The 18,192-nt window shown below is 61.6% G+C and carries 30 protein-coding genes; 1 reads left to right on the forward strand and 29 read right to left on the reverse strand.

The annotated features are described in order from the left end of the window. Positions 1–6: 6 nt before the first annotated feature. On the forward strand, positions 7–2,868 hold the full coding sequence (uvrA, locus tag HALO32_RS03675; RefSeq protein WP_151442447.1) for an excinuclease ABC subunit UvrA: 2,862 nt from the start codon (positions 7–9) through the stop codon (positions 2,866–2,868). Between the two features lie 163 nt (positions 2,869–3,031). On the opposite strand, the gene rplQ is transcribed toward uvrA, so the two are convergent. The 29 genes from rplQ to tuf form a co-directional block, all read right to left on the reverse strand. Beyond that, positions 3,032–3,418, reverse strand: a complete 387-nt coding sequence (gene rplQ, locus HALO32_RS03680; RefSeq protein ID WP_151442448.1) for a 50S ribosomal protein L17 — start codon at positions 3,416–3,418, stop codon at positions 3,032–3,034. A 39-nt stretch (positions 3,419–3,457) separates the two neighbouring features. Next, positions 3,458–4,456 (reverse strand): DNA-directed RNA polymerase subunit alpha, encoded by a 999-nt coding sequence (locus tag HALO32_RS03685; RefSeq protein ID WP_151442449.1) that lies wholly within the window; start codon positions 4,454–4,456, stop codon positions 3,458–3,460. An 86-nt stretch (positions 4,457–4,542) separates the two neighbouring features. After that, positions 4,543–5,163 (reverse strand): 30S ribosomal protein S4, encoded by a 621-nt coding sequence (gene rpsD / locus HALO32_RS03690; RefSeq protein ID WP_089714379.1) that lies wholly within the window; start codon positions 5,161–5,163, stop codon positions 4,543–4,545. Between the two features lie 12 nt (positions 5,164–5,175). Next, the gene (rpsK, locus tag HALO32_RS03695) at positions 5,176–5,562 is read right to left on the reverse strand and encodes a 30S ribosomal protein S11 (RefSeq protein ID WP_040183105.1); all 387 of its coding nucleotides are present in this window, start codon (positions 5,560–5,562) and stop codon (positions 5,176–5,178) included. A 39-nt stretch (positions 5,563–5,601) separates the two neighbouring features. Beyond that, positions 5,602–5,958, reverse strand: coding sequence for a 30S ribosomal protein S13 (gene rpsM / locus HALO32_RS03700; protein ID WP_151442450.1), 357 nt, complete (start codon positions 5,956–5,958; stop codon positions 5,602–5,604). 123 nt (positions 5,959–6,081) lie between these two features. After that, complete coding sequence (gene rpmJ / locus HALO32_RS03705; protein ID WP_009099023.1) at positions 6,082–6,195, reverse strand: 50S ribosomal protein L36; 114 nt, start codon at positions 6,193–6,195, stop codon at positions 6,082–6,084. Positions 6,196–6,269: 74 nt separating this feature from the next. After that, positions 6,270–7,601 carry a preprotein translocase subunit SecY gene (gene secY, locus HALO32_RS03710; protein ID WP_151442451.1) on the reverse strand — a complete coding sequence of 444 codons (1,332 nt, stop codon included), beginning with the start codon at positions 7,599–7,601 and terminating at the stop codon, positions 6,270–6,272. Continuing rightward, a complete protein-coding gene (gene rplO, locus HALO32_RS03715) occupies positions 7,602–8,036 on the reverse strand; it encodes a 50S ribosomal protein L15 (RefSeq protein WP_071943833.1) in 435 nt (144 codons plus the stop codon). It abuts the gene before it with no gap. Positions 8,037–8,039: 3 nt separating this feature from the next. Beyond that, positions 8,040–8,222, reverse strand: coding sequence for a 50S ribosomal protein L30 (rpmD, locus tag HALO32_RS03720; RefSeq protein ID WP_089714387.1), 183 nt, complete (start codon positions 8,220–8,222; stop codon positions 8,040–8,042). A 5-nt stretch (positions 8,223–8,227) separates the two neighbouring features. Next, positions 8,228–8,728, reverse strand: a complete 501-nt coding sequence (rpsE, locus tag HALO32_RS03725) for a 30S ribosomal protein S5 (protein WP_089714388.1) — start codon at positions 8,726–8,728, stop codon at positions 8,228–8,230. 11 nt (positions 8,729–8,739) lie between these two features. After that, entirely contained in the window at positions 8,740–9,090 is a 351-nt protein-coding gene (gene rplR / locus HALO32_RS03730) for a 50S ribosomal protein L18 (RefSeq protein WP_151442452.1), read from the reverse strand. A gap of 9 nt (positions 9,091–9,099) precedes the next feature. Further along, entirely contained in the window at positions 9,100–9,630 is a 531-nt protein-coding gene (gene rplF, locus HALO32_RS03735; protein WP_151442453.1) for a 50S ribosomal protein L6, read from the reverse strand. Between the two features lie 9 nt (positions 9,631–9,639). After that, complete coding sequence (rpsH, locus tag HALO32_RS03740; RefSeq protein ID WP_151442454.1) at positions 9,640–10,032, reverse strand: 30S ribosomal protein S8; 393 nt, start codon at positions 10,030–10,032, stop codon at positions 9,640–9,642. A 32-nt stretch (positions 10,033–10,064) separates the two neighbouring features. After that, on the reverse strand, positions 10,065–10,370 hold the full coding sequence (rpsN, locus tag HALO32_RS03745; protein ID WP_089714396.1) for a 30S ribosomal protein S14: 306 nt from the start codon (positions 10,368–10,370) through the stop codon (positions 10,065–10,067). A 10-nt stretch (positions 10,371–10,380) separates the two neighbouring features. Then, the gene (gene rplE, locus HALO32_RS03750; protein ID WP_151442455.1) at positions 10,381–10,920 is read right to left on the reverse strand and encodes a 50S ribosomal protein L5; all 540 of its coding nucleotides are present in this window, start codon (positions 10,918–10,920) and stop codon (positions 10,381–10,383) included. 18 nt (positions 10,921–10,938) lie between these two features. After that, positions 10,939–11,253, reverse strand: a complete 315-nt coding sequence (gene rplX, locus HALO32_RS03755) for a 50S ribosomal protein L24 (RefSeq protein ID WP_151442456.1) — start codon at positions 11,251–11,253, stop codon at positions 10,939–10,941. Between the two features lie 14 nt (positions 11,254–11,267). Beyond that, entirely contained in the window at positions 11,268–11,639 is a 372-nt protein-coding gene (gene rplN / locus HALO32_RS03760) for a 50S ribosomal protein L14 (RefSeq protein WP_106232380.1), read from the reverse strand. A gap of 52 nt (positions 11,640–11,691) precedes the next feature. Beyond that, positions 11,692–11,952 (reverse strand): 30S ribosomal protein S17, encoded by a 261-nt coding sequence (gene rpsQ, locus HALO32_RS03765; protein WP_151442457.1) that lies wholly within the window; start codon positions 11,950–11,952, stop codon positions 11,692–11,694. 1 nt (position 11,953) lies between these two features. Further along, complete coding sequence (gene rpmC, locus HALO32_RS03770; RefSeq protein ID WP_089797139.1) at positions 11,954–12,145, reverse strand: 50S ribosomal protein L29; 192 nt, start codon at positions 12,143–12,145, stop codon at positions 11,954–11,956. After that, positions 12,145–12,558 (reverse strand): 50S ribosomal protein L16, encoded by a 414-nt coding sequence (rplP, locus tag HALO32_RS03775; protein ID WP_040183130.1) that lies wholly within the window; start codon positions 12,556–12,558, stop codon positions 12,145–12,147. Before rplP ends, rpmC begins: the two co-directional genes overlap by 1 nt. Before the next feature lie 15 nt (positions 12,559–12,573). Next, entirely contained in the window at positions 12,574–13,272 is a 699-nt protein-coding gene (gene rpsC / locus HALO32_RS03780; protein ID WP_151442458.1) for a 30S ribosomal protein S3, read from the reverse strand. Positions 13,273–13,283: 11 nt separating this feature from the next. Continuing rightward, on the reverse strand, positions 13,284–13,616 hold the full coding sequence (rplV, locus tag HALO32_RS03785; protein WP_089714407.1) for a 50S ribosomal protein L22: 333 nt from the start codon (positions 13,614–13,616) through the stop codon (positions 13,284–13,286). An 18-nt stretch (positions 13,617–13,634) separates the two neighbouring features. Next, the gene (gene rpsS, locus HALO32_RS03790; protein WP_151442459.1) at positions 13,635–13,910 is read right to left on the reverse strand and encodes a 30S ribosomal protein S19; all 276 of its coding nucleotides are present in this window, start codon (positions 13,908–13,910) and stop codon (positions 13,635–13,637) included. Positions 13,911–13,943: 33 nt separating this feature from the next. Beyond that, positions 13,944–14,774 (reverse strand): 50S ribosomal protein L2, encoded by an 831-nt coding sequence (gene rplB / locus HALO32_RS03795; protein ID WP_151442460.1) that lies wholly within the window; start codon positions 14,772–14,774, stop codon positions 13,944–13,946. Positions 14,775–14,791: 17 nt separating this feature from the next. After that, positions 14,792–15,088: a 50S ribosomal protein L23 gene (rplW, locus tag HALO32_RS03800; RefSeq protein WP_133484155.1), complete on the reverse strand. Its 297-nt coding sequence runs from the start codon at positions 15,086–15,088 to the stop codon at positions 14,792–14,794. Beyond that, a complete protein-coding gene (rplD, locus tag HALO32_RS03805; RefSeq protein WP_151442461.1) occupies positions 15,085–15,693 on the reverse strand; it encodes a 50S ribosomal protein L4 in 609 nt (202 codons plus the stop codon). Before rplD ends, rplW begins: the two co-directional genes overlap by 4 nt. Positions 15,694–15,707: 14 nt before the next feature. Next, on the reverse strand, positions 15,708–16,346 hold the full coding sequence (rplC, locus tag HALO32_RS03810; protein ID WP_151442462.1) for a 50S ribosomal protein L3: 639 nt from the start codon (positions 16,344–16,346) through the stop codon (positions 15,708–15,710). A 163-nt stretch (positions 16,347–16,509) separates the two neighbouring features. Continuing rightward, the gene (rpsJ, locus tag HALO32_RS03815) at positions 16,510–16,821 is read right to left on the reverse strand and encodes a 30S ribosomal protein S10 (RefSeq protein WP_021819602.1); all 312 of its coding nucleotides are present in this window, start codon (positions 16,819–16,821) and stop codon (positions 16,510–16,512) included. Positions 16,822–16,984: 163 nt separating this feature from the next. Continuing rightward, on the reverse strand, positions 16,985–18,178 hold the full coding sequence (gene tuf / locus HALO32_RS03820) for an elongation factor Tu (RefSeq protein ID WP_151442463.1): 1,194 nt from the start codon (positions 18,176–18,178) through the stop codon (positions 16,985–16,987). Positions 18,179–18,192 lie beyond the last annotated feature (14 nt).

The following is an 18,192-nucleotide window of genomic DNA, read 5'->3' on the forward strand; positions in this document are numbered from 1 at the left end:
GTGGGAATGGACACAATTCTGGTCAGAGGTGCGCGCACCCACAACCTGAAGAACATCGACGTCGATCTGCCCCGCGACAAGCTGATCGTGGTCACCGGGCTTTCCGGCTCGGGGAAATCGTCGCTGGCCTTCGACACCCTCTACGCCGAAGGTCAGCGCCGCTACGTGGAATCCCTCTCCACCTACGCGCGCCAGTTCCTGTCGATGATGGAGAAACCCGACGTCGACCATATCGAAGGCCTCTCCCCGGCGATCTCCATCGAGCAGAAGTCGACCTCCCACAACCCGCGCTCCACCGTGGGCACCATCACCGAGATCTACGACTACCTGCGACTGCTGTTCGCCCGTGCCGGCACCCCGCGCTGCCCCGAGCATGGCGAGGACCTCGAGGCCCAGACCGTTTCGCAGATGGTCGACCAGGTACTCACCCTGCCCGAAGGCAGCAAGCTGATGCTGATGGCGCCCGTGATCAAGGGACGCAAGGGCGAACACCTGCAGCTGCTCTCCGAACTGCGCGCCCAGGGCTTTGTACGCGCCATGATCGACGGCCAGGTGCTGGAGCTCGACGATATCGCCCCGCTGGACAAGAACAAGAAACACGACATCAGCGTAGTGGTCGACCGCCTCAAGGTGCGCGAGGGGCTGCAGCAACGACTGGCGGAGTCTTTCGAGACGGCCCTCAACCTGGCCGACGGGACCGCCGTGATGCATTTCATGGACGGCGAGCACGAGGACATCCCCTTCTCGGCGCGCTTCGCCTGCCCGGTATGCGGCTACTCCATCGCCGAACTCGAACCGCGCATGTTCTCCTTCAACAACCCGGCGGGTGCCTGTCCCACCTGCGACGGCCTCGGGGTACAGCAGTTCTTCGATCCCGAGAAGCTGATCAGCCATCCCGAGCTGTCGCTGGCCGAGGGCGTGATCAAGGGCTGGGACCGGCGCAGCGTCTACTACTTCAATCAGCTTCAGGCCGTGGCCGACCACTACCGCTTCACCCTGGAGACCCCCTGGCAGGACCTGGCTCGCCATGAGCGCGAGATCGTCCTCCACGGCAGCGGCAGCGATGACATCGCCTTCAGCTACGTCAATGATCGAGGCCGCAAGGTCACCCGTGAGCACCCCTTCGAGGGCGTGCTACCCAACATGCAGCGCCGCTATCGCGAGACGGAATCGAGCATGGTCAGGGAGGACCTGGCACGACACATCGCCGTCCAGCCCTGCCCCACCTGCCATGGCTCGCGGTTGCGTCGCGAGTCGCGCCACGTCTATATCGACGATCGCACCCTGCCACAGCTGGTCCGCCTGCCCATCGGCGAGGCCCTTAGCTACTTCGGTGCCCTAAGCCTGCCCGGGCGCAAGGGCGAGATCGCCGTCAAGATCGTCAATGAGATCCACGCCCGCCTGGAATTTCTGGTCAACGTCGGGCTCGACTACCTGAACCTGGAACGCAGTGCCGAGACTCTCTCCGGCGGCGAAGCCCAGCGCATTCGCCTGGCCAGCCAGATCGGCGCCGGCCTGGTGGGCGTGATGTATATCCTCGACGAGCCCTCCATCGGCCTGCACCAGCGTGATAACAACCGCCTGCTGCAGACGCTCGAACGCCTGCGCGACCTGGGCAACACCGTAATCGTGGTCGAGCACGACGAGGAGGCCATCCGCGCCGCCGACCACGTGCTCGATATCGGCCCCGGTGCCGGCGTCCATGGGGGGCACATTGTCGCCCAGGGGACGCCGCAGGAGATCATCGCCACGCCGGCGTCGCTCACCGGGCAATACCTCGCCGGCTCACGGCGCATCGAGATCCCGCCCTGGCGCATCCCCGGCAACCCGGAGAAGGTGGTGCGCCTGACCGGCGCCCGGGGCAACAACCTGCAGGACGTCACTCTCGAGCTGCCGTTGGGTCTGTTCGTATGCATCACCGGCGTCTCGGGTTCCGGCAAGTCGACGCTGATCAATGCCACCCTGATGCCCATCGCTGCCCGCGAACTCAACCGCGCCACCAGCCTGACGCCGGAGGTCCATGAGCGTATCGAGGGCCTCGATCACCTCGACAAGGTGATCGACATCGACCAGAGCCCCATCGGCCGAACGCCGCGCTCCAACCCGGCGACCTACACCGGCATCTTCACGCCCATCCGCGAACTGTTCGCCGGCACCCAGGAGGCGCGCTCACGTGGCTACAAGCCGGGCCGCTTCTCCTTCAACGTCAAGGGCGGTCGCTGCGAGGCGTGCCAGGGCGAGGGCATGATCAAGGTGGAGATGCACTTCCTGCCGGACATCTATGTGCCCTGTGACGTCTGCAAGGGCAAGCGATACAACCGCGAGACACTGGAGATCGCCTACAAGGGCAAGAACATCCACGAGGTCCTCGAGATGACCGTGGAGGAGGCACTGGCCTTCTTCTCGCCGGTACCGGCCATCGCCCGGCGCCTGCAGACCCTGCTCGACGTAGGGCTCTCCTATATCCGCCTGGGCCAGAGCGCCACCACCCTCTCCGGCGGCGAGGCACAGCGGATCAAGCTGGCCAGGGAACTGGCCAAGCGCGACACCGGCAAGACCCTCTACATCCTCGACGAGCCGACCACCGGCCTGCACTTCGAGGACATCCGCCAGCTGCTCACCGTGCTTCACCGCCTGCGCGACCATGGCAACACCATCGTGGTGATCGAGCACAATCTGGACGTGATCAAGACTGCCGACTGGTTGATCGACCTGGGCCCCGAGGGCGGCTCCGGCGGTGGACGCATCATCGCCGAGGGCACCCCCGAGCAGGTGGCACGTATCGAGGCGTCGCACACTGGGCGCTTCCTCAAGCCGCTGCTGGAGCGCACCAAGGCCAGCAAGGCGGAGCCGGAGACCACCGCATAACGGCAAGGAGCAAGGCAGTATGCTCCCTCCATTCAGACTCGCCAGGGATTCCTTGCCACTTGCTCTGGCCGAAGGCCAGCCTTGCCACTTGCCACTCAAAGAAAAAACCGGCTCCTGTAAAGGAGCCGGTTTGGCGTGCCACTGACGGAAGGCCGGTCGAGGATCACTCCTCGGCGACGGCTTCCTCGACGACCGGACGGTCGACTAGTTCGACGAAGGCCATGGGGGCGTTGTCGCCGGTGCGGAAGCCGCACTTGAGGATACGGACGTAACCGCCCGGACGCTCGGCGTAACGCGGACCCAGCTCATTGAAGAGCTTGCCGACCGCTTCCTTCGAGCGGGTACGGCTGAAGGCCAGACGACGATTGGCGACGCTGTCCTGCTTGGCCAGGGTGATCAGCGGCTCGATGACGCGACGCAGTTCCTTGGCCTTGGGCAGGGTTGTCTTGATCATTTCGTGCTCGACCAGCGAGACGGACATGTTCTTGAACATGGCCTGCCGATGCGAGCTGGTGCGATTCAGGTGACGACCACTCTTACGATGACGCATGGTTGTGATTCCTTACCAAACTGGGACTCGAGTCGAGGCTCACGCGGAGGCCTTGTCGTCCTTCAGGCTTGCCGGCGGCCAGTTTTCCAGCCGCATGCCCAGAGAAAGCCCGCGGGCGGCCAACACGTCCTTGATCTCATTCAGGGACTTCTTGCCGAGATTCGGGGTCTTCAGCAGCTCGACCTCGGTGCGCTGGATCAGATCCCCGATGTAGTAGATGTTCTCGGCCTTGAGGCAGTTGGCGCTGCGAACGGTCAACTCGAGATCGTCTACGGGGCGCAGCAGGATCGGATCGATATGATCCTCTTCCTCCACCACTTCCTGTTCCTTGTCGGCTTCCAGGTCAACGAACGCGGCCAGCTGCTCCTGCAGGATGGTCGCGCTGCGACGAATCGCCTCTTCCGGATCCAGGGTACCGTCGGTTTCCAGGTCGATGATCAGCTTGTCGAGGTCGGTACGCTGTTCAACACGCGCGGCCTCCACGCTGTAGGAAACCCGACGCACGGGGCTGAAGGTAGCATCCAGCTGCAGGCGACCGATGGCACGTGATTCGTCGTCGGCATCGCCACGCACGTCCGCCGGCTCGTAGCCGCGACCACGAGCAATCTTGAGCTGCATCTTCAGCTCGGAACCCTCATTGACGTGGGCGATGACATGCTCGGGGTTGACGATCTCGACATCATGGTCGAGGGCGATATCCCCGGCAGTCACGACGGCAGGGCCCTGCTTGTTCAGCGAGAGCACTGCCTCATCGCGGCTGTGCATCCGGAGCGCCACGTCCTTGAGGTTCAGGAGGATTTCGATGACATCTTCCTGGACGCCTTCGATCGCACTGTACTCATGCTCGACACCGGCGATCTCGACCTCTACCACGGCACAGCCGGGCATGGACGAGAGCAGGATACGACGCAGGGCATTCCCCAGCGTGTGGCCGAAGCCACGCTCGAAGGGTTCGAGCACGATCTTCGCGTGATGTGCACTGATCTCTTCGACCTTGATGTCGCGAGGACGGAGAAACTCTGTCACTGAACGCTGCATATGAACACCTTTCAGGCTGCCAAACGGATTGTCGGTACTCTCGGCCACTCCCCGCGAGCGGAGAGTGGCGTGGCGGCAGGCGCCGCTTACTTCGAGTACAGCTCGACGATCAGGTTTTCGTTGATGTCGGCAGACAGGTCACCGCGTTCGGGCAGGGCCTTGAAAGTGCCTTCCATCTTCTTGGCATCGGTCTCGACCCAGACCACGTCACCGCGGTTGGCGGCGATGGCCAGGGAAGTCTGGATGCGCGCCTGGTTCTTCGCCTTCTCGCGCACGGAGACCACGTCGCCAGGCTTGACCTGGTAGGACGCCACGTTGACGGTCTTGCCATTGACAGAGATCGCCTTGTGACTGACCAGCTGACGTGCCTCGGAACGCGTGGAGCCGAAGCCCATGCGGTAGACGACGTTATCCAGTCGGGATTCGAGAAGCTGCAGCAACAACTCGCCGGTCGCACCCTTCAGGCGGGCCGCTTCCTTGTAGTAGTTGCGGAACTGCTTCTCGAGTACGCCGTACATGCGACGTACTTTCTGCTTCTCGCGAAGCTGCAAGCCGTAGTCGGAAAGACGCTGACGGCGCTGGCCGTGCACACCCGGAATCTGTTCGGATTTGCACTTCTTCTCGAAGGGAGTGATACCGCTCTTGAGGAAGAGGTCGGTCCCCTCACGACGAGACAGTTTGCACTTCGGTCCAATGTAACGAGCCATGAATCTGTCTCCTTAAACGCGGCGTTTCTTCGGCGGACGGCAGCCATTATGGGGAATGGGCGTCGCGTCGGTGATGCTTTGCACGCGGAAGCCGGCGGCATTGAGAGCGCGCACGGCGGATTCACGGCCAGGACCGGGGCCCTTGACCAGCACGTCGACGTTTTTCACACCATACTCGGCTGCAGCGGTCGCTGCACGTTCGCTTGCCACTTGAGCAGCGAACGGGGTGCTCTTGCGAGAACCACGAAAACCCGAACCACCGGCAGTCGCCCAGGAAAGGGCGTTGCCCTGGCGGTCTGTGATCGTAATGATCGTGTTGTTAAAAGAGGCGTGGATATGCGCGATGGCATCCACTACCTGCTTTTTAACCTTCTTACGGTTGCTACGCGGGTTAGCCATGTTGATGTCGTTTCCTGTCTTTACGCCAGAACGTGCGTGTTATTTGCGAATCGGCTTGCGCGGGCCCTTGCGGGTACGCGCATTGGTCTTGGTACGCTGACCACGCAGCGGAAGACCACGACGATGACGCAGACCACGATAGCAACCCAGGTCCATGAGACGCTTGATATTAAGCGTGACATCACGGCGCAGGTCACCTTCCACGGTGTACTTGCCGACTTCAGACCGCAGGGAGTCCAGATCTTCACTGGACAGTTCCTGGACCTTGATGGTCGGCGCGATGCCGGTAGCAGCGCAGATTTCCTGCGCACGCGTACGGCCAATCCCGAAGATATAGGTCAGCGAGATCGCCGCATGCTTGTTGTCCGGGATATTGACGCCTGCAATACGGGCCATCAGCTTACTCCGAAATTTGAGCGGCTTGCTCGATTAATCATCTACAAAAGGCGCAACAGCATACCTCTTCCCTCGCTCGAGGACAAGAGGCATGCCGACACCCGGTTCATTGCAGCGCTGGAATCAACCCTGGCGCTGCTTGTGCCGCGGCTCGATGCAGATGACGCGCACAGCGCCATTGCGTCGAATGATCTTGCAGTTGCGGCACATTTTCTTCACGGAAGCTCGAACTTTCATGTTCCATCTCCATAGTTGGCTCGCGCCACGAGCCGATGAATCCGCTCATGGCGCACCAATTCGTCAGCGGTGTCTCAGCGCATGATGCCGCCGCTACCATAGCCTTTCAGGTTGGACTTCTTCATCACCGACTCGTACTGGTTCGACATGAGGTGCGACTGCACCTGGGCCATGAAATCCATGGTCACCACCACCACGATCAGCAAGGAGGTACCGCCGAAGAAGAACGGCACATTCCACGCCACAATCAGGAACTGGGGCATCAAGGATACCCCGGTGATGTAGAGGGCACCGAACAGGGTCAGACGCGTCATGACCTTGTCGATATAGCGAGCCGTCTGTTCGCCGGGACGGATACCCGGCAGGAAGGCCCCCGACTTCTTGAGGTTGTCGGCGACATCCTTGGGGTTGAAGACCAGCGCTGTGTAAAAGAAGCAGAAGAATATCACCGCCGCGCCGAAAAGCAAGATGTACAGCGGCTGACCCGGGCCCAGGGCCTGGGAGGCACGCTGTAGCCACTCCATGCCATCGCCGGCTCCGACCCACTGTCCCAGCGAAGCGGGAAACAGCAGGATGCTGGAGGCGAAGATCGCCGGAATCACACCCGCCATGTTCACCTTGAGCGGCAGGTAGCTGCTCTGACCGGCATACATCTTATTGCCGACCTGTCGACGCGGATAGTTCACGGTGATGCGACGCTGACCGCGCTCGATGAACACCACGAAAGCCACGGTGGCAACGCCCAGCACGGTGAGGGCCAACAGCGGAAGGACGTTCCACGCTCCCTCGTTGCGGGCCAGCTCGAAGGCTTGCCCCACGGCACCCGGCAGGCCGGCGACGATACCCGCGAAAATCAGCAGCGAGATGCCGTTGCCGATGCCCTTCTCGGTAATCTGCTCGCCCAGCCACATCAGGAACACCGCACCGGTCACGAAGCTGACGATGGCAGTGAAGTAGAAGCTGAAGTCAGCCGTGTAGGCGATCCCCTGACTGGCCAGGCCCACCGACATGCCGGTGGCCTGCACCAGGGCCAGCAGTACGGTGCCATAGCGCGTGTACTGGCTAATCTTGCGTCGGCCAGCCTCACCTTCCTTCTTGAGCTGCTCGAGATGCGGTGACACCGCCGTCATCAGCTGCATGATGATCGATGCCGAGATGTAGGGCATGATGCCCAGCGCCATGATACTCATGCGCTCCAGGGCGCCACCCGAGAACATGTTGAACATGCCCAGGATGGTGCCCTGCTGCTCCCTGAACAAGGCAGCAAGCTGGTCAGGATTGATACCGGGAACGGGGATGTGGGCACCGATACGGTAGACCACGATGGCGAGGAGCACGAAGCGCAGGCGCGCCCAGAGTTCACTCAGACCGCTGCCCATCGCCGGCATGTTTCCTGACTTGGCCATTTAGTCCTCTACCTTGCCGCCGGCGGCTTCGATTGCGGCACGGGCACCCTTGGTGACCTTGATACCGCGGACCGTGACCGCCTTGTTCAGTTCGCCGGACAGGATCACCTTGGCATGCTTGGTGGCATCCTTCAGCACGTTGGCATCCTTGAGGGTGTCCAGGGTGACTTCGTCACCCGCGACCCGTGCCAGTTCGGCCAGGCGGACTTCCTCGGAAACCAGAGACTTCGCGGAAGTGAAGCCGAACTTGGGCAGGCGCCGCTGCAACGGCATCTGACCGCCCTCGAAACCGGGCTTCACGCTACCGCCGCTGCGCGACTTCAGACCCTTGTGGCCACGGCCACCGGTCTTGCCCAGACCGGAGCCGATGCCACGGCCGACGCGCTTCTCGGCGTGCTTGGAACCCGGTGCCGGGCTCAGGCTATTGAGTTTCATGGATTACTCTCCCTCAACACGCACAAGGTAGTTGACCTTGTGGATCATGCCGCGGACGGCAGGGGTGTCTTCCAGTTCAACCGTGTGACCGATGCGACGCAGGCCGAGGCCCTTCATGTTGGCCTTGTGCTTGGCCAGTACGCCGATGGTACTGCGGGTCTGGGTAACCTTGATCGTTGCTGACATGGCATTTACCCCGTGATCGCTTCGACAGGCAGACCGCGCTTGGCGGCCACGTCTTCCGGCGACTGCAGGGCGGCCAGACCATTGACGGTCGCCCGCACTACGTTCACCGGGTTGGTGGAGCCGTAGCACTTGGCCAGGACGTTATGCACGCCGGCCAGTTCAAGCACGGAGCGCATGGCACCGCCGGCGATGATCCCGGTACCCTCGGAAGCGGGCTGCATGTACACCTTGGAGGCGCCGTGACGGGCCTTGACCGGGTACTGCAGAGTGCCGCCGGTGAGGTTCACCTTGACCATGTTGCGACGTGCCTGATCCATGGCCTTCTGGATCGCCACCGGCACTTCACGTGCCTTGCCGCGACCGAAACCCACACGACCGTTACCGTCACCCACGACGGTCAGGGCGGTGAAACCGAAGATTCGGCCACCCTTGACCACCTTGGCGACACGGTTGATCTGCACGAGCTTTTCCTGCAGATCGCCGTTTTGCTGTTCGTTCTTCGCCATCGTAAAACCCTTTAGAATTCCAGGCCGCCTTCACGAGCGGCGTCGGCCAAGGCCTTCACACGACCGTGGTACTTGAAGCCGGCACGATCGAAGGCCACCTGGGTGATGCCAGCCTGCTTGGCGCGTTCGGCGATCAGTTCGCCCACCTTGGTAGCGGCGTCGGCATTGCCGGTCGCACCCTCGCGCAGGGCCTTGTCCAGCGTCGAAGCGCTGGCGAGGACCTTGCCACCATCCGGCGAGATAATCTGCGCATAGATGTGGCGGGGGGTACGGTTGACGCACAGGCGATACACGCCCAGCTCGCGGATCTTGCCGCGAGCACGGCGGGCACGACGGAGACGAGATTCTTTCTTCGCGTTCATAACCCTGCCTTACTTCTTCTTGGCTTCTTTGCGACGCACCTGCTCGTCGGCGTACCGGACACCCTTGCCCTTGTAGGGCTCAGGCGGGCGGAAGGCGCGGATTTCCGCAGCACACTGGCCGAGCTGCTGCTTGTCCGCGCTTTTCAGCACGATGACGGTGTTCTTGGGCGTTTCCGCCGTGACACCTTCAGGCAGCGTGTAGTCGACCGGGTGCGAGAAGCCCAGTGTAAGATTAAGCGTCTGGCCCTTGGCCTGGGCACGGTAACCGACGCCGATGATTTCGAGGCTCTTGGTAAAGCCCTCGCTGACACCGGTGACCAGGTTCTGGACCAGGGCACGGGTGGTACCGACCATTGCCCAGCTCTTCGCGGACTCGCTCGGCTGGAAGGTCAACTGCCCCTCTTCCTGGCCGATCACCACGTCGGGGTGAACGGTCTGGGTCAGGGTTCCCTGGCTGCCCTTGACGGACAGCTGGTCACCGTCGAGCTTGACCTCGACGCCTGCGGGCAGTTTGACCGGATATTTGGCTACGCGGGACATTCCAAACTCCTAGAATACGGTGCAGATGACTTCACCACCAACACCCGCCTGACGCGCCGCACGATCGGTCATCACCCCATTGGAGGTGGTGACGATGGCAACGCCCAGACCTTCGGCGACCTTCGGCAGCGCGTCCTTGCCCTTGTACTGGCGCAGGGACGGCTTGGAAACCCGCTGCAGGTGCTCGATGACCGGCTTGCCCTCGAAGTACTTGAGGGTCACGGTCAGCTCGGGCTTGGCGGTCTCGCTGACGGCGAAGTCGCTGATATAGCCCTCTTCCTTCAGCACGCGGGCCACCTCGACCTTGAGCTTGGAGGACGGCATGGAAACCGTCTCCTTGGTGGCCATCTGCGCATTGCGGATACGAGTGAACATATCCGCCAGAGTGTCTTGCATGCTCATTTACGTTGCGCTCCTGATGATTCTGCGTGGCGTTACCAGCTCGACTTCTTGAGTCCGGGCACATCGCCACGCATGGCGGCTTCACGCAGCTTGTTGCGGCCGAGGCCGAACTTGTTGTAGTAACCGTGCGGACGACCCGTGATACGGCAGCGATTGCGCTGACGCACCGGGCTGGAATCGCGCGGCAACTGCTGCAGCTTGAGCTGCGCGTCGAAGCGCTCTTCGTCAGAAGCATTGACGTCCTGGATGACCGCCTTGAGCTCGGCACGCTTGGCGGCATACTTCGCCACCATCTTGGTGCGCTTGAGCTCGCGCTCTACCATGCTTTTCTTTGCCATGATCCCACCCTTATTTCTTGAACGGGAAGTTCAACGCGCCAAGCAGCGCGCGACCTTCTTCATCGGTTTTGGCGGTGGTGGTGATGGTGACATCCAGACCACGAATCCGGTCGATCTTATCATATTCGATCTCCGGGAAGATGATCTGCTCACGCACCCCCATGGAGTAGTTGCCACGACCGTCGAAGGACTTCGGGTTGAGACCACGGAAGTCACGAACGCGGGGGATCGCGATGTTCACCAGGCGATCGAGGAAGTCCCACATGCGCTCGGAGCGCAGTGTCACCTTGATCCCGATCGGCCAGCCTTCACGCACCTTGAAGCCCGCGATGGACTTGCGTGCCTTGGTCACCAACGGCTTCTGACCGGAGAGCTTCTCCAGGTCACCGATAGCGTTGTCGATCAGCTTCTTGTCGCTGGTCGCTTCGCCGATACCCATGTTCAGTGTCACCTTGGTGACCCGCGGGATCTGCATCACATTGGCGTAGCTGAACTGCTCTTGGAGCTGAGCCACCACCTCGTTTTGATAACGTTCTTTCAAGTTCGCCATTTTGCTATCCGACTCGCGTTAGGCGTCGATCTGCGACTGCGTCGACTTGTAGATACGTACCTTGGTACCGTCTTCCTGCACCTGGAAGCCGACGCGATCCGCCTTGCCGGTCTCCTGGTTGAAGATGGCCACGTTGGACGCGTGAATCGATGCCTCGCGCTCGACGATACCGCCCTGATTGCCCGCCATCGGGTTGGGCTTGGTGTGACGCTTGACCATGTTCACACCGGACACCACGAAGCGGTTTTCGAGAACCCGCTTGACGGTGCCGCGCTTGCCCTTGTCCTTGCCGGCGATGACGACGACTTCGTCGTCACGTTTGATTTTTTGCATATCCGCCTCGCTCCTTACAGCACTTCAGGCGCCAAGGAAATGATCTTCATGAACTTCTCGTTGCGAAGCTCACGCGTCACCGGCCCGAAGATACGGGTGCCGATCGGCTGATCGTTGGTGTTGTTCAACAGCACAGCCGCATTTCCATCGAAGCGGATCAGCGAACCGTCGTTACGACGAACGCCACTACGGGTGCGAACCACCACTGCCTTGAGGACCTGGCCCTTCTTGACCTTGCCACGAGGAATGGCTTCCTTCACCGTGACCTTGATGATGTCACCGATACGGGCGTAGCGACGGTGGGAACCGCCCAGCACCTTGATGCATTGCACCCGGCGCGCTCCGCTGTTGTCGGCGACATCCAGCATTGTCTGAGTCTGAATCATCGGTTTTCTCCAAACCTAATCTGACTGCACTGGCTTGACCGGCGTATACCGATCAACCCTTGGCCTGTTCGACGACTTCGACCAGGGTCCAGGCCTTGTTCTTGGACAACGGACGGCATTCCTGGATGGATACCGTGTCGCCGGACTTGGCCTGATTCGACTCGTCGTGGGCTTGCAGCTTGGTGGAGCGCTTCATGTATTTTCCGTAGATCGGGTGGCGCTCACGACGCTCGATCATCACAACGATGGACTTGTCCATCTTGTCGCTCACCACCTTTCCGGTGAGCGTACGGGCATTCTTTTCTTCGGCCATCTCAGTCACCTGCCTTCTCGTTGAGCACAGTCTTCACGCGGGCAATGTCCCGACGAACCTGCTTGAGCAGATGAGTCTGGCTCAGCTGACCGGTGGCCTTCTGCATGCGCAGGTTGAACTGCTCGCGGAGGAGTTCGAAGAGCTGCTCCTTGAGCTGCTCGGCTGACTTCTCACGAATTTCCTGGGCTTTCATCACATCACCGTCCGTTTCACAAAGGTGGTGGAGACCGGGAACTTCTGGGCGGCCAGGGCAAATGCCTCACGGGCCAGCTCCTCGGAAACGCCCTCGATCTCGTACAAGACCCGACCCGGCTGGATCTGTGCGACCCAGTACTCGACGGAGCCCTTGCCCTTACCCATGCGGACTTCCAGAGGCTTCTTGGAAATCGGCTTGTCCGGGAAGACACGGATCCAGATCTTGCCGCCACGCTTGACATGACGCGTGATGGCACGACGGCCGGCCTCGATCTGACGGGCGGTGACACGGCCCCGGCCAGTGGCCTTGAGGCCATACTCGCCGAAACTGATCTTGCTACCGCGATGCGCCAGGCCACGATTGCGGCCCTTCTGCATCTTGCGGAACTTCATACGCTTGGGTTGTAACATCGACTCGCTCTCCCCTTACCTGGAACCTTTCTTCTTGGAGGGTGCGGCCTGCGGCTGTTTCGCCTTGGCGCGGACCTCCTCGATGCCCCCGAGGATTTCACCTTTGAAGACCCAGACCTTGACACCGATGATGCCGTAGGTGGTGTGCGCCTCATAGGTGGCGTAGTCGATGTCCGCGCGCAGCGTGTGCAGCGGGACGCGACCTTCCCGGTACCATTCGGTGCGGGCGATTTCCGCGCCGCCGAGGCGACCGGAAAGCATCACCTTGATGCCGCCGGCGCCCAGGCGCATGGCGTTCTGCACGGACCGCTTCATGGCACGACGGAACATCACACGACGCTCAAGCTGGCCGGCGATATTCTGCGCGACGAGCTGGGCATCGAGTTCCGGCTTGCGGACTTCCTCGATGTTGACGTGCACGGGCACGCCCATCATCGCGGTGACATCACGACGCAGCCGGTCGACGTCTTCGCCCTTCTTGCCGATCACGATGCCCGGGCGGGCAGTGTGAATGGTGATGCGGGCGTTGTTGGCCGGGCGCTCGATGTGAATGCGACTCACGGACGCATTCTTCAGGCGCTCTTCCAGGAAGCGACGGACTTCGAGGTCGCTATTCAGCTTGTCGGCATAGGCGCCGCGCTCGGCATACCACACCGAGGTATGGTCCTTGACGATACCCAGGCGAATGCCTGTTGGATTGACTTTCTGACCCATCTGGTCGACTCCTACTTCTCGGCTACCTTGACGGTGATGTGGCAGGTACGCTTCAGGATGCGATCCGCACGGCCCTTGGCGCGTGGACGGATGCGCTTGAGCGTCATGCCCTCATCGACACAGATGGTCGAAACACGCAGCTCGTCGATATCCATGCCGTCGTTTTCTTCCGCGTTCGCGATGGCGGACTGCAGCACCTTCCGAACCAGCTTCGCGGCCTTCTTCGGGGAGAAGGTCAGCAGGTCGAGTGCCTCGGCGACCGGTTTACCGCGCACCTGGTCAGCCACCAAACGGGCCTTCTGGGCGGATAAACGAGCGCCACGCAGCTTTGCTGTGACTTCCATCTCTCAATCCTCTCTGGCTTACCGTTTGGCTTTCTTGTCCGCCACATGACCGCGATAAAGGCGGGTAGTAGCGAATTCGCCCAGTTTGTGGCCAACCATTTCCTCGGAGACGTGCACCGGGACGTGTTGGCGACCGTTGTGAACCGCAATGGTGAGCCCGACCATGTTGGGCAGGATCATCGAGCGACGCGACCAGGTCTTGATCGGTTTACGGTCGCTCTTCTCCACTGCAGTCTCGACCTTCTTCAACAGATGAAGGTCAATAAAGGGACCTTTCTTCAGTGAACGTGGCACAGCCGTTACCTCTTGATGTCTTGGCGTTGGATCTTATTTCCGGGCCTTGCGGCGACGGATAATCAGCTTGTCGGTGCGCTTGTTCTTGCGGGTCTTGTGGCCCTTGGTGGGAATGCCCCACGGAGACACCGGGTGACGTCCACCGCTGCTGCGGCCTTCGCCGCCGCCATGCGGGTGGTCCACCGGGTTCATGGCCACGCCGCGAACGGTCGGGCGCACCCCTCTCCAGCGCTTCGCACCGGCCTTGCCAAGCTGACGCAGGCTGTGCTCGGAGTTGCTCACTTCCCCCAGAGTCGCGCGGCACTCGGCCAGCACCTTGCGCATCTCGCCGGAGCGAAGACGCAGGGTGGCGTAGTTGCCTTCACGGGCGACCAGCTGGGCGCTGGTGCCGGCGCTGCGCACAAGCTGGGCACCCTTGCCGGGCTTGAGCTCGATGCAGTGCACGGTGGAACCCAGCGGGATGTTGCGCAGCGGCAACGCGTTGCCCTTCTTGATGGGCGCATTGACGCCCGACTCAAGACGATCGCCGGCACTCACGCCCTTGGGCGCAATGATGTAGCGACGCTCACCGTCGGCGTACTTGAGCAGAGCAATGTGCGCGCTGCGGTTCGGGTCGTGCTCCAGGCGCTCGACGACGGCCGGAATGCCATCCTTGGTGCGCTTGAAGTCGACGACACGATAGTGATGACGGTGACCACCGCCCACGTGGCGAGTGGTGATACGACCGTAGTTGTTACGACCACCGGACTTGGACTGCTTCTCGAGCAACGGCGCGTAAGCGCGGCCCTTGTACAGCTCCTCACCAACAATCTTGACGACGTGGCGACGACCGGCGGATGTGGGTTTAGTCTTGACGATTGCCATGATCCGTACTCCTGCCCTTATTCGGCGCCAGAGAAGTCTTCAAGCGTTTCGCCGGCGGCCAGTGTCACGTACGCCTTGCGATAACCCTTGCGATGACCCAGACCCTGCGCGGTGCGCTTGGTCTTGCCCTTCATGTTCAGCACCTGAACACGGTCGACCTTCTTGCCGAACAGCTCCTGCACGGCGGCCTTGATCTCGGGCTTGGTCGCGTCGCCTGCCACCTTGAACACGTACTGGTTGCGCTCGGCGGCCATGGCGGCCTTCTCGGTCACGTGCGGACCGAGCAGAACCTTGAATACACGCTCCTGGTTCATGCCAGCTTCTCCTCGAATTTACGCAGGGCGGAGACGGTGACCAGCACCTTGTCGAAGGCGACCAGGCTCACCGGATCGGCAGCGGCGACGTCCACCACATCCACGTTGGGGATGTTACGGGCGGCGAGGTACAGGTTCTCGTCGAGTTCCTCGGTGACGATCAGCACCTTCTCCAGACCCAGTTCCTCGAGCTTGGCGACCAGCTGCTTGGTCTTGGGGGCCTCGACGGCGAAGCCATCGACGGCCACCAGGCGCTCCTGGCGAACCAGCTCGGAGAGAATGGAGCGCATGGCCGCCCGGTACATCTTGCGGTTGACCTTCTGGGAGTGGTCCTGCGGGCGGGCCGCGAAGGTCACACCGCCGCCACGCCAGATCGGCGAACGGATGGTGCCGGCACGGGCACGACCGGTGCCCTTCTGGCGCCAAGGCTTCTTGCCGCCACCACGCACGTCGGAACGGTTCTTCTGGGCGCGAGTACCCTGACGTCCACCGGCCAGATAGGCGGTGACGACCTGGTGTACAAGGGCCTCATTGAATTCTTTGCCAAAGGTGGCATCGGATACTTCGACAGTACCGGCGCCTGCACCTGCAAGATTCAGATTCATCGGTAAGTTCCCCTTCAGCCTGCTTTGACGGCGCTGCGCACGATGACATCACTGCCGGTGGCACCCGGTACGGCGCCCTTGATCAGCAGCAGGTTGCGTTCGGCGTCGACACGGACGACTTCCAGGCTCTGCACGGTGCAGCGCACATTGCCCATCTGGCCGGCCATCTTCTTGCCCTTGAACACGCGGCCCGGAGTCTGACACATGCCGATGGAACCCGGCGCGCGGTGCGACAGGGAGTTACCGTGGGTATTGTCCTGGGTGCGGAAGTTCCAGCGCTTGACGGCGCCCTGGAAACCCTTGCCCTTGGAGGTGCCGGTCACGTCGATCATCTGACCAGCTTCGAAGAGGGATACGGTGAGCTCGCCACCCACTTCCGGAGCCTCTGCGCCTTCGGGAAGACGAAACTCCATCAGTGAACGACCGGCCTCGACACCTGCCTTGGCGAATTGCCCAGCCTGGGCCTTCGACAGATGCTTGGCCTTGCGGGAGCCGGTTGTTACCTGAACCGCAGCGTAGCCGTCGGACTCGACAGACTTCACACGCGTCACGCGGTTGGGCTCAACCTCGATCACGGTCACGGGCACGGATGCACCGTCTTCGGTGAAGACGCGGGTCATCCCGGCCTTTCTACCGACTAAACCGATAGTCATTCTCAGTCTCCTATAGTGTACGGGGCTATCACCCGCTATGGCTGCCCTTTCCAGAGCATTCCACTAGCACGTTGTATGACGCCATCCCGGCGTGGCGGCTGCTGCTTGACGCTGTCGTCTTATCGACAGACCAGGCGCTGGGCCGCGAGTGTCTAGTGTGGTGTCAGTCGAGCTTGATCTGCACGTCCACGCCGGCGGCGAGGTCGAGCTTCATCAGGGCATCAACGGTCTTTTCGGTGGGCTCGACGATATCGAGCACCCGCTTGTGGGTACGAATCTCGTACTGATCGCGCGCGTCCTTGTTGACGTGCGGAGAGATCAGCACGGTGTAACGCTCGCGATTGGTCGGCAGGGGAATCGGACCACGGACCTGGGCGCCGGTACGCTTGGCGGTTTCTACGATCTCCGCGGCGGACTGGTCGATCAGGCGATGGTCGAAGGCCTTCAACCGAATGCGAATCTTCTGGTTCTGCATTTGCCCTAACTCCAATGGATTCTGACGGCGCGAGCCGTCAACCCACGCATTCAAAGGATGCGCATTATAGGCACGCCGGAGACGAGAGTCAAACACTCGCTTCCGGTGCGCAGAAAGGGGGCTCCTGATGGAGCCCCCTTGGATCGATCAAGCGGCGAAACGCTTACTTGAGGATCTTGGCCACGACGCCGGCGCCGACGGTACGACCGCCTTCACGAATGGCGAAGCGCAGGCCGTCGTCCATGGCGATCGGGGCGATCAGGGTGACAACCATCTTGACGTTGTCGCCCGGCATGACCATCTCGACGCCTTCCGGCAGCTCACAAGTACCGGTGATGTCGGTGGTACGGAAGTAGAACTGCGGGCGGTAGCCCTTGAAGAACGGCGTGTGACGACCACCCTCGTCCTTGGACAGCACGTACACCTCAGCCTCGAACGTAGTGTGCGGGGTGATGGTGCCCGGCTTGGCCAGGACCTGGCCACGCTCGACGTCGTCGCGCTTGGTGCCGCGCAGCAGGGCGCCGACGTTCTCACCGGCACGACCTTCGTCAAGCAGCTTGCGGAACATCTCGACGCCGGTCACGACGGTCTTGACCGTGTCCTTGATACCGACGATCTCGACTTCTTCGCCGGCCTTGACCACACCGCGCTCGACACGACCGGTGACTACGGTACCGCGACCAGAGATCGAGAAAACGTCCTCGATCGGCATCAGGAACGGCTGATCGATGGCACGCTCCGGCTCCGGAATGTACTCGTCCAGCGCCTTGATCAGGTTGGCAACGGCGGTGGTACCCATGCCGTTGTCATCCTTGCCTTCCAGGGCCATCAGAGCGGAACCGGTGACGATCGGGGTGTCGTCACCCGGGAAATCGTACTCGTCGAGAAGTTCGCGCACTTCCATCTCGACCAGCTCGAGCAGCTCCTCGTCATCGACCATGTCGGCCTTGTTCAGGAACACGACGATGTACGGCACGCCAACCTGACGAGAGAGCAGGATGTGCTCGCGGGTCTGCGGCATGGGGCCGTCGGCGGCGGAACAGACCAGGATGGCGCCGTCCATCTGAGCGGCACCGGTGATCATGTTCTTCACGTAATCGGCGTGCCCCGGGCAGTCGACGTGCGCGTAGTGACGCGTCTCGGACTGATACTCGACGTGAGACGTCGCGATGGTGATCCCGCGCTCACGCTCTTCCGGCGCATTGTCGATGGCGTCGAACTCACTCCAGTCTCCGCCGAACACTTCGGCGGAGACGCGAGTCAGGGCTGCAGTCAGCGTGGTCTTGCCATGGTCGACGTGACCGATGGTACCGACGTTGATATGCGGTTTGGAACGTTCAAATTTTGCCTTAGCCACTGCTATAACCTCTT

This window comes from Halomonas lysinitropha (assembly GCF_902500215.1).
In the GTDB taxonomy this organism is placed as follows: Bacteria; Pseudomonadota; Gammaproteobacteria; order Pseudomonadales; family Halomonadaceae; genus Halomonas; species Halomonas lysinitropha.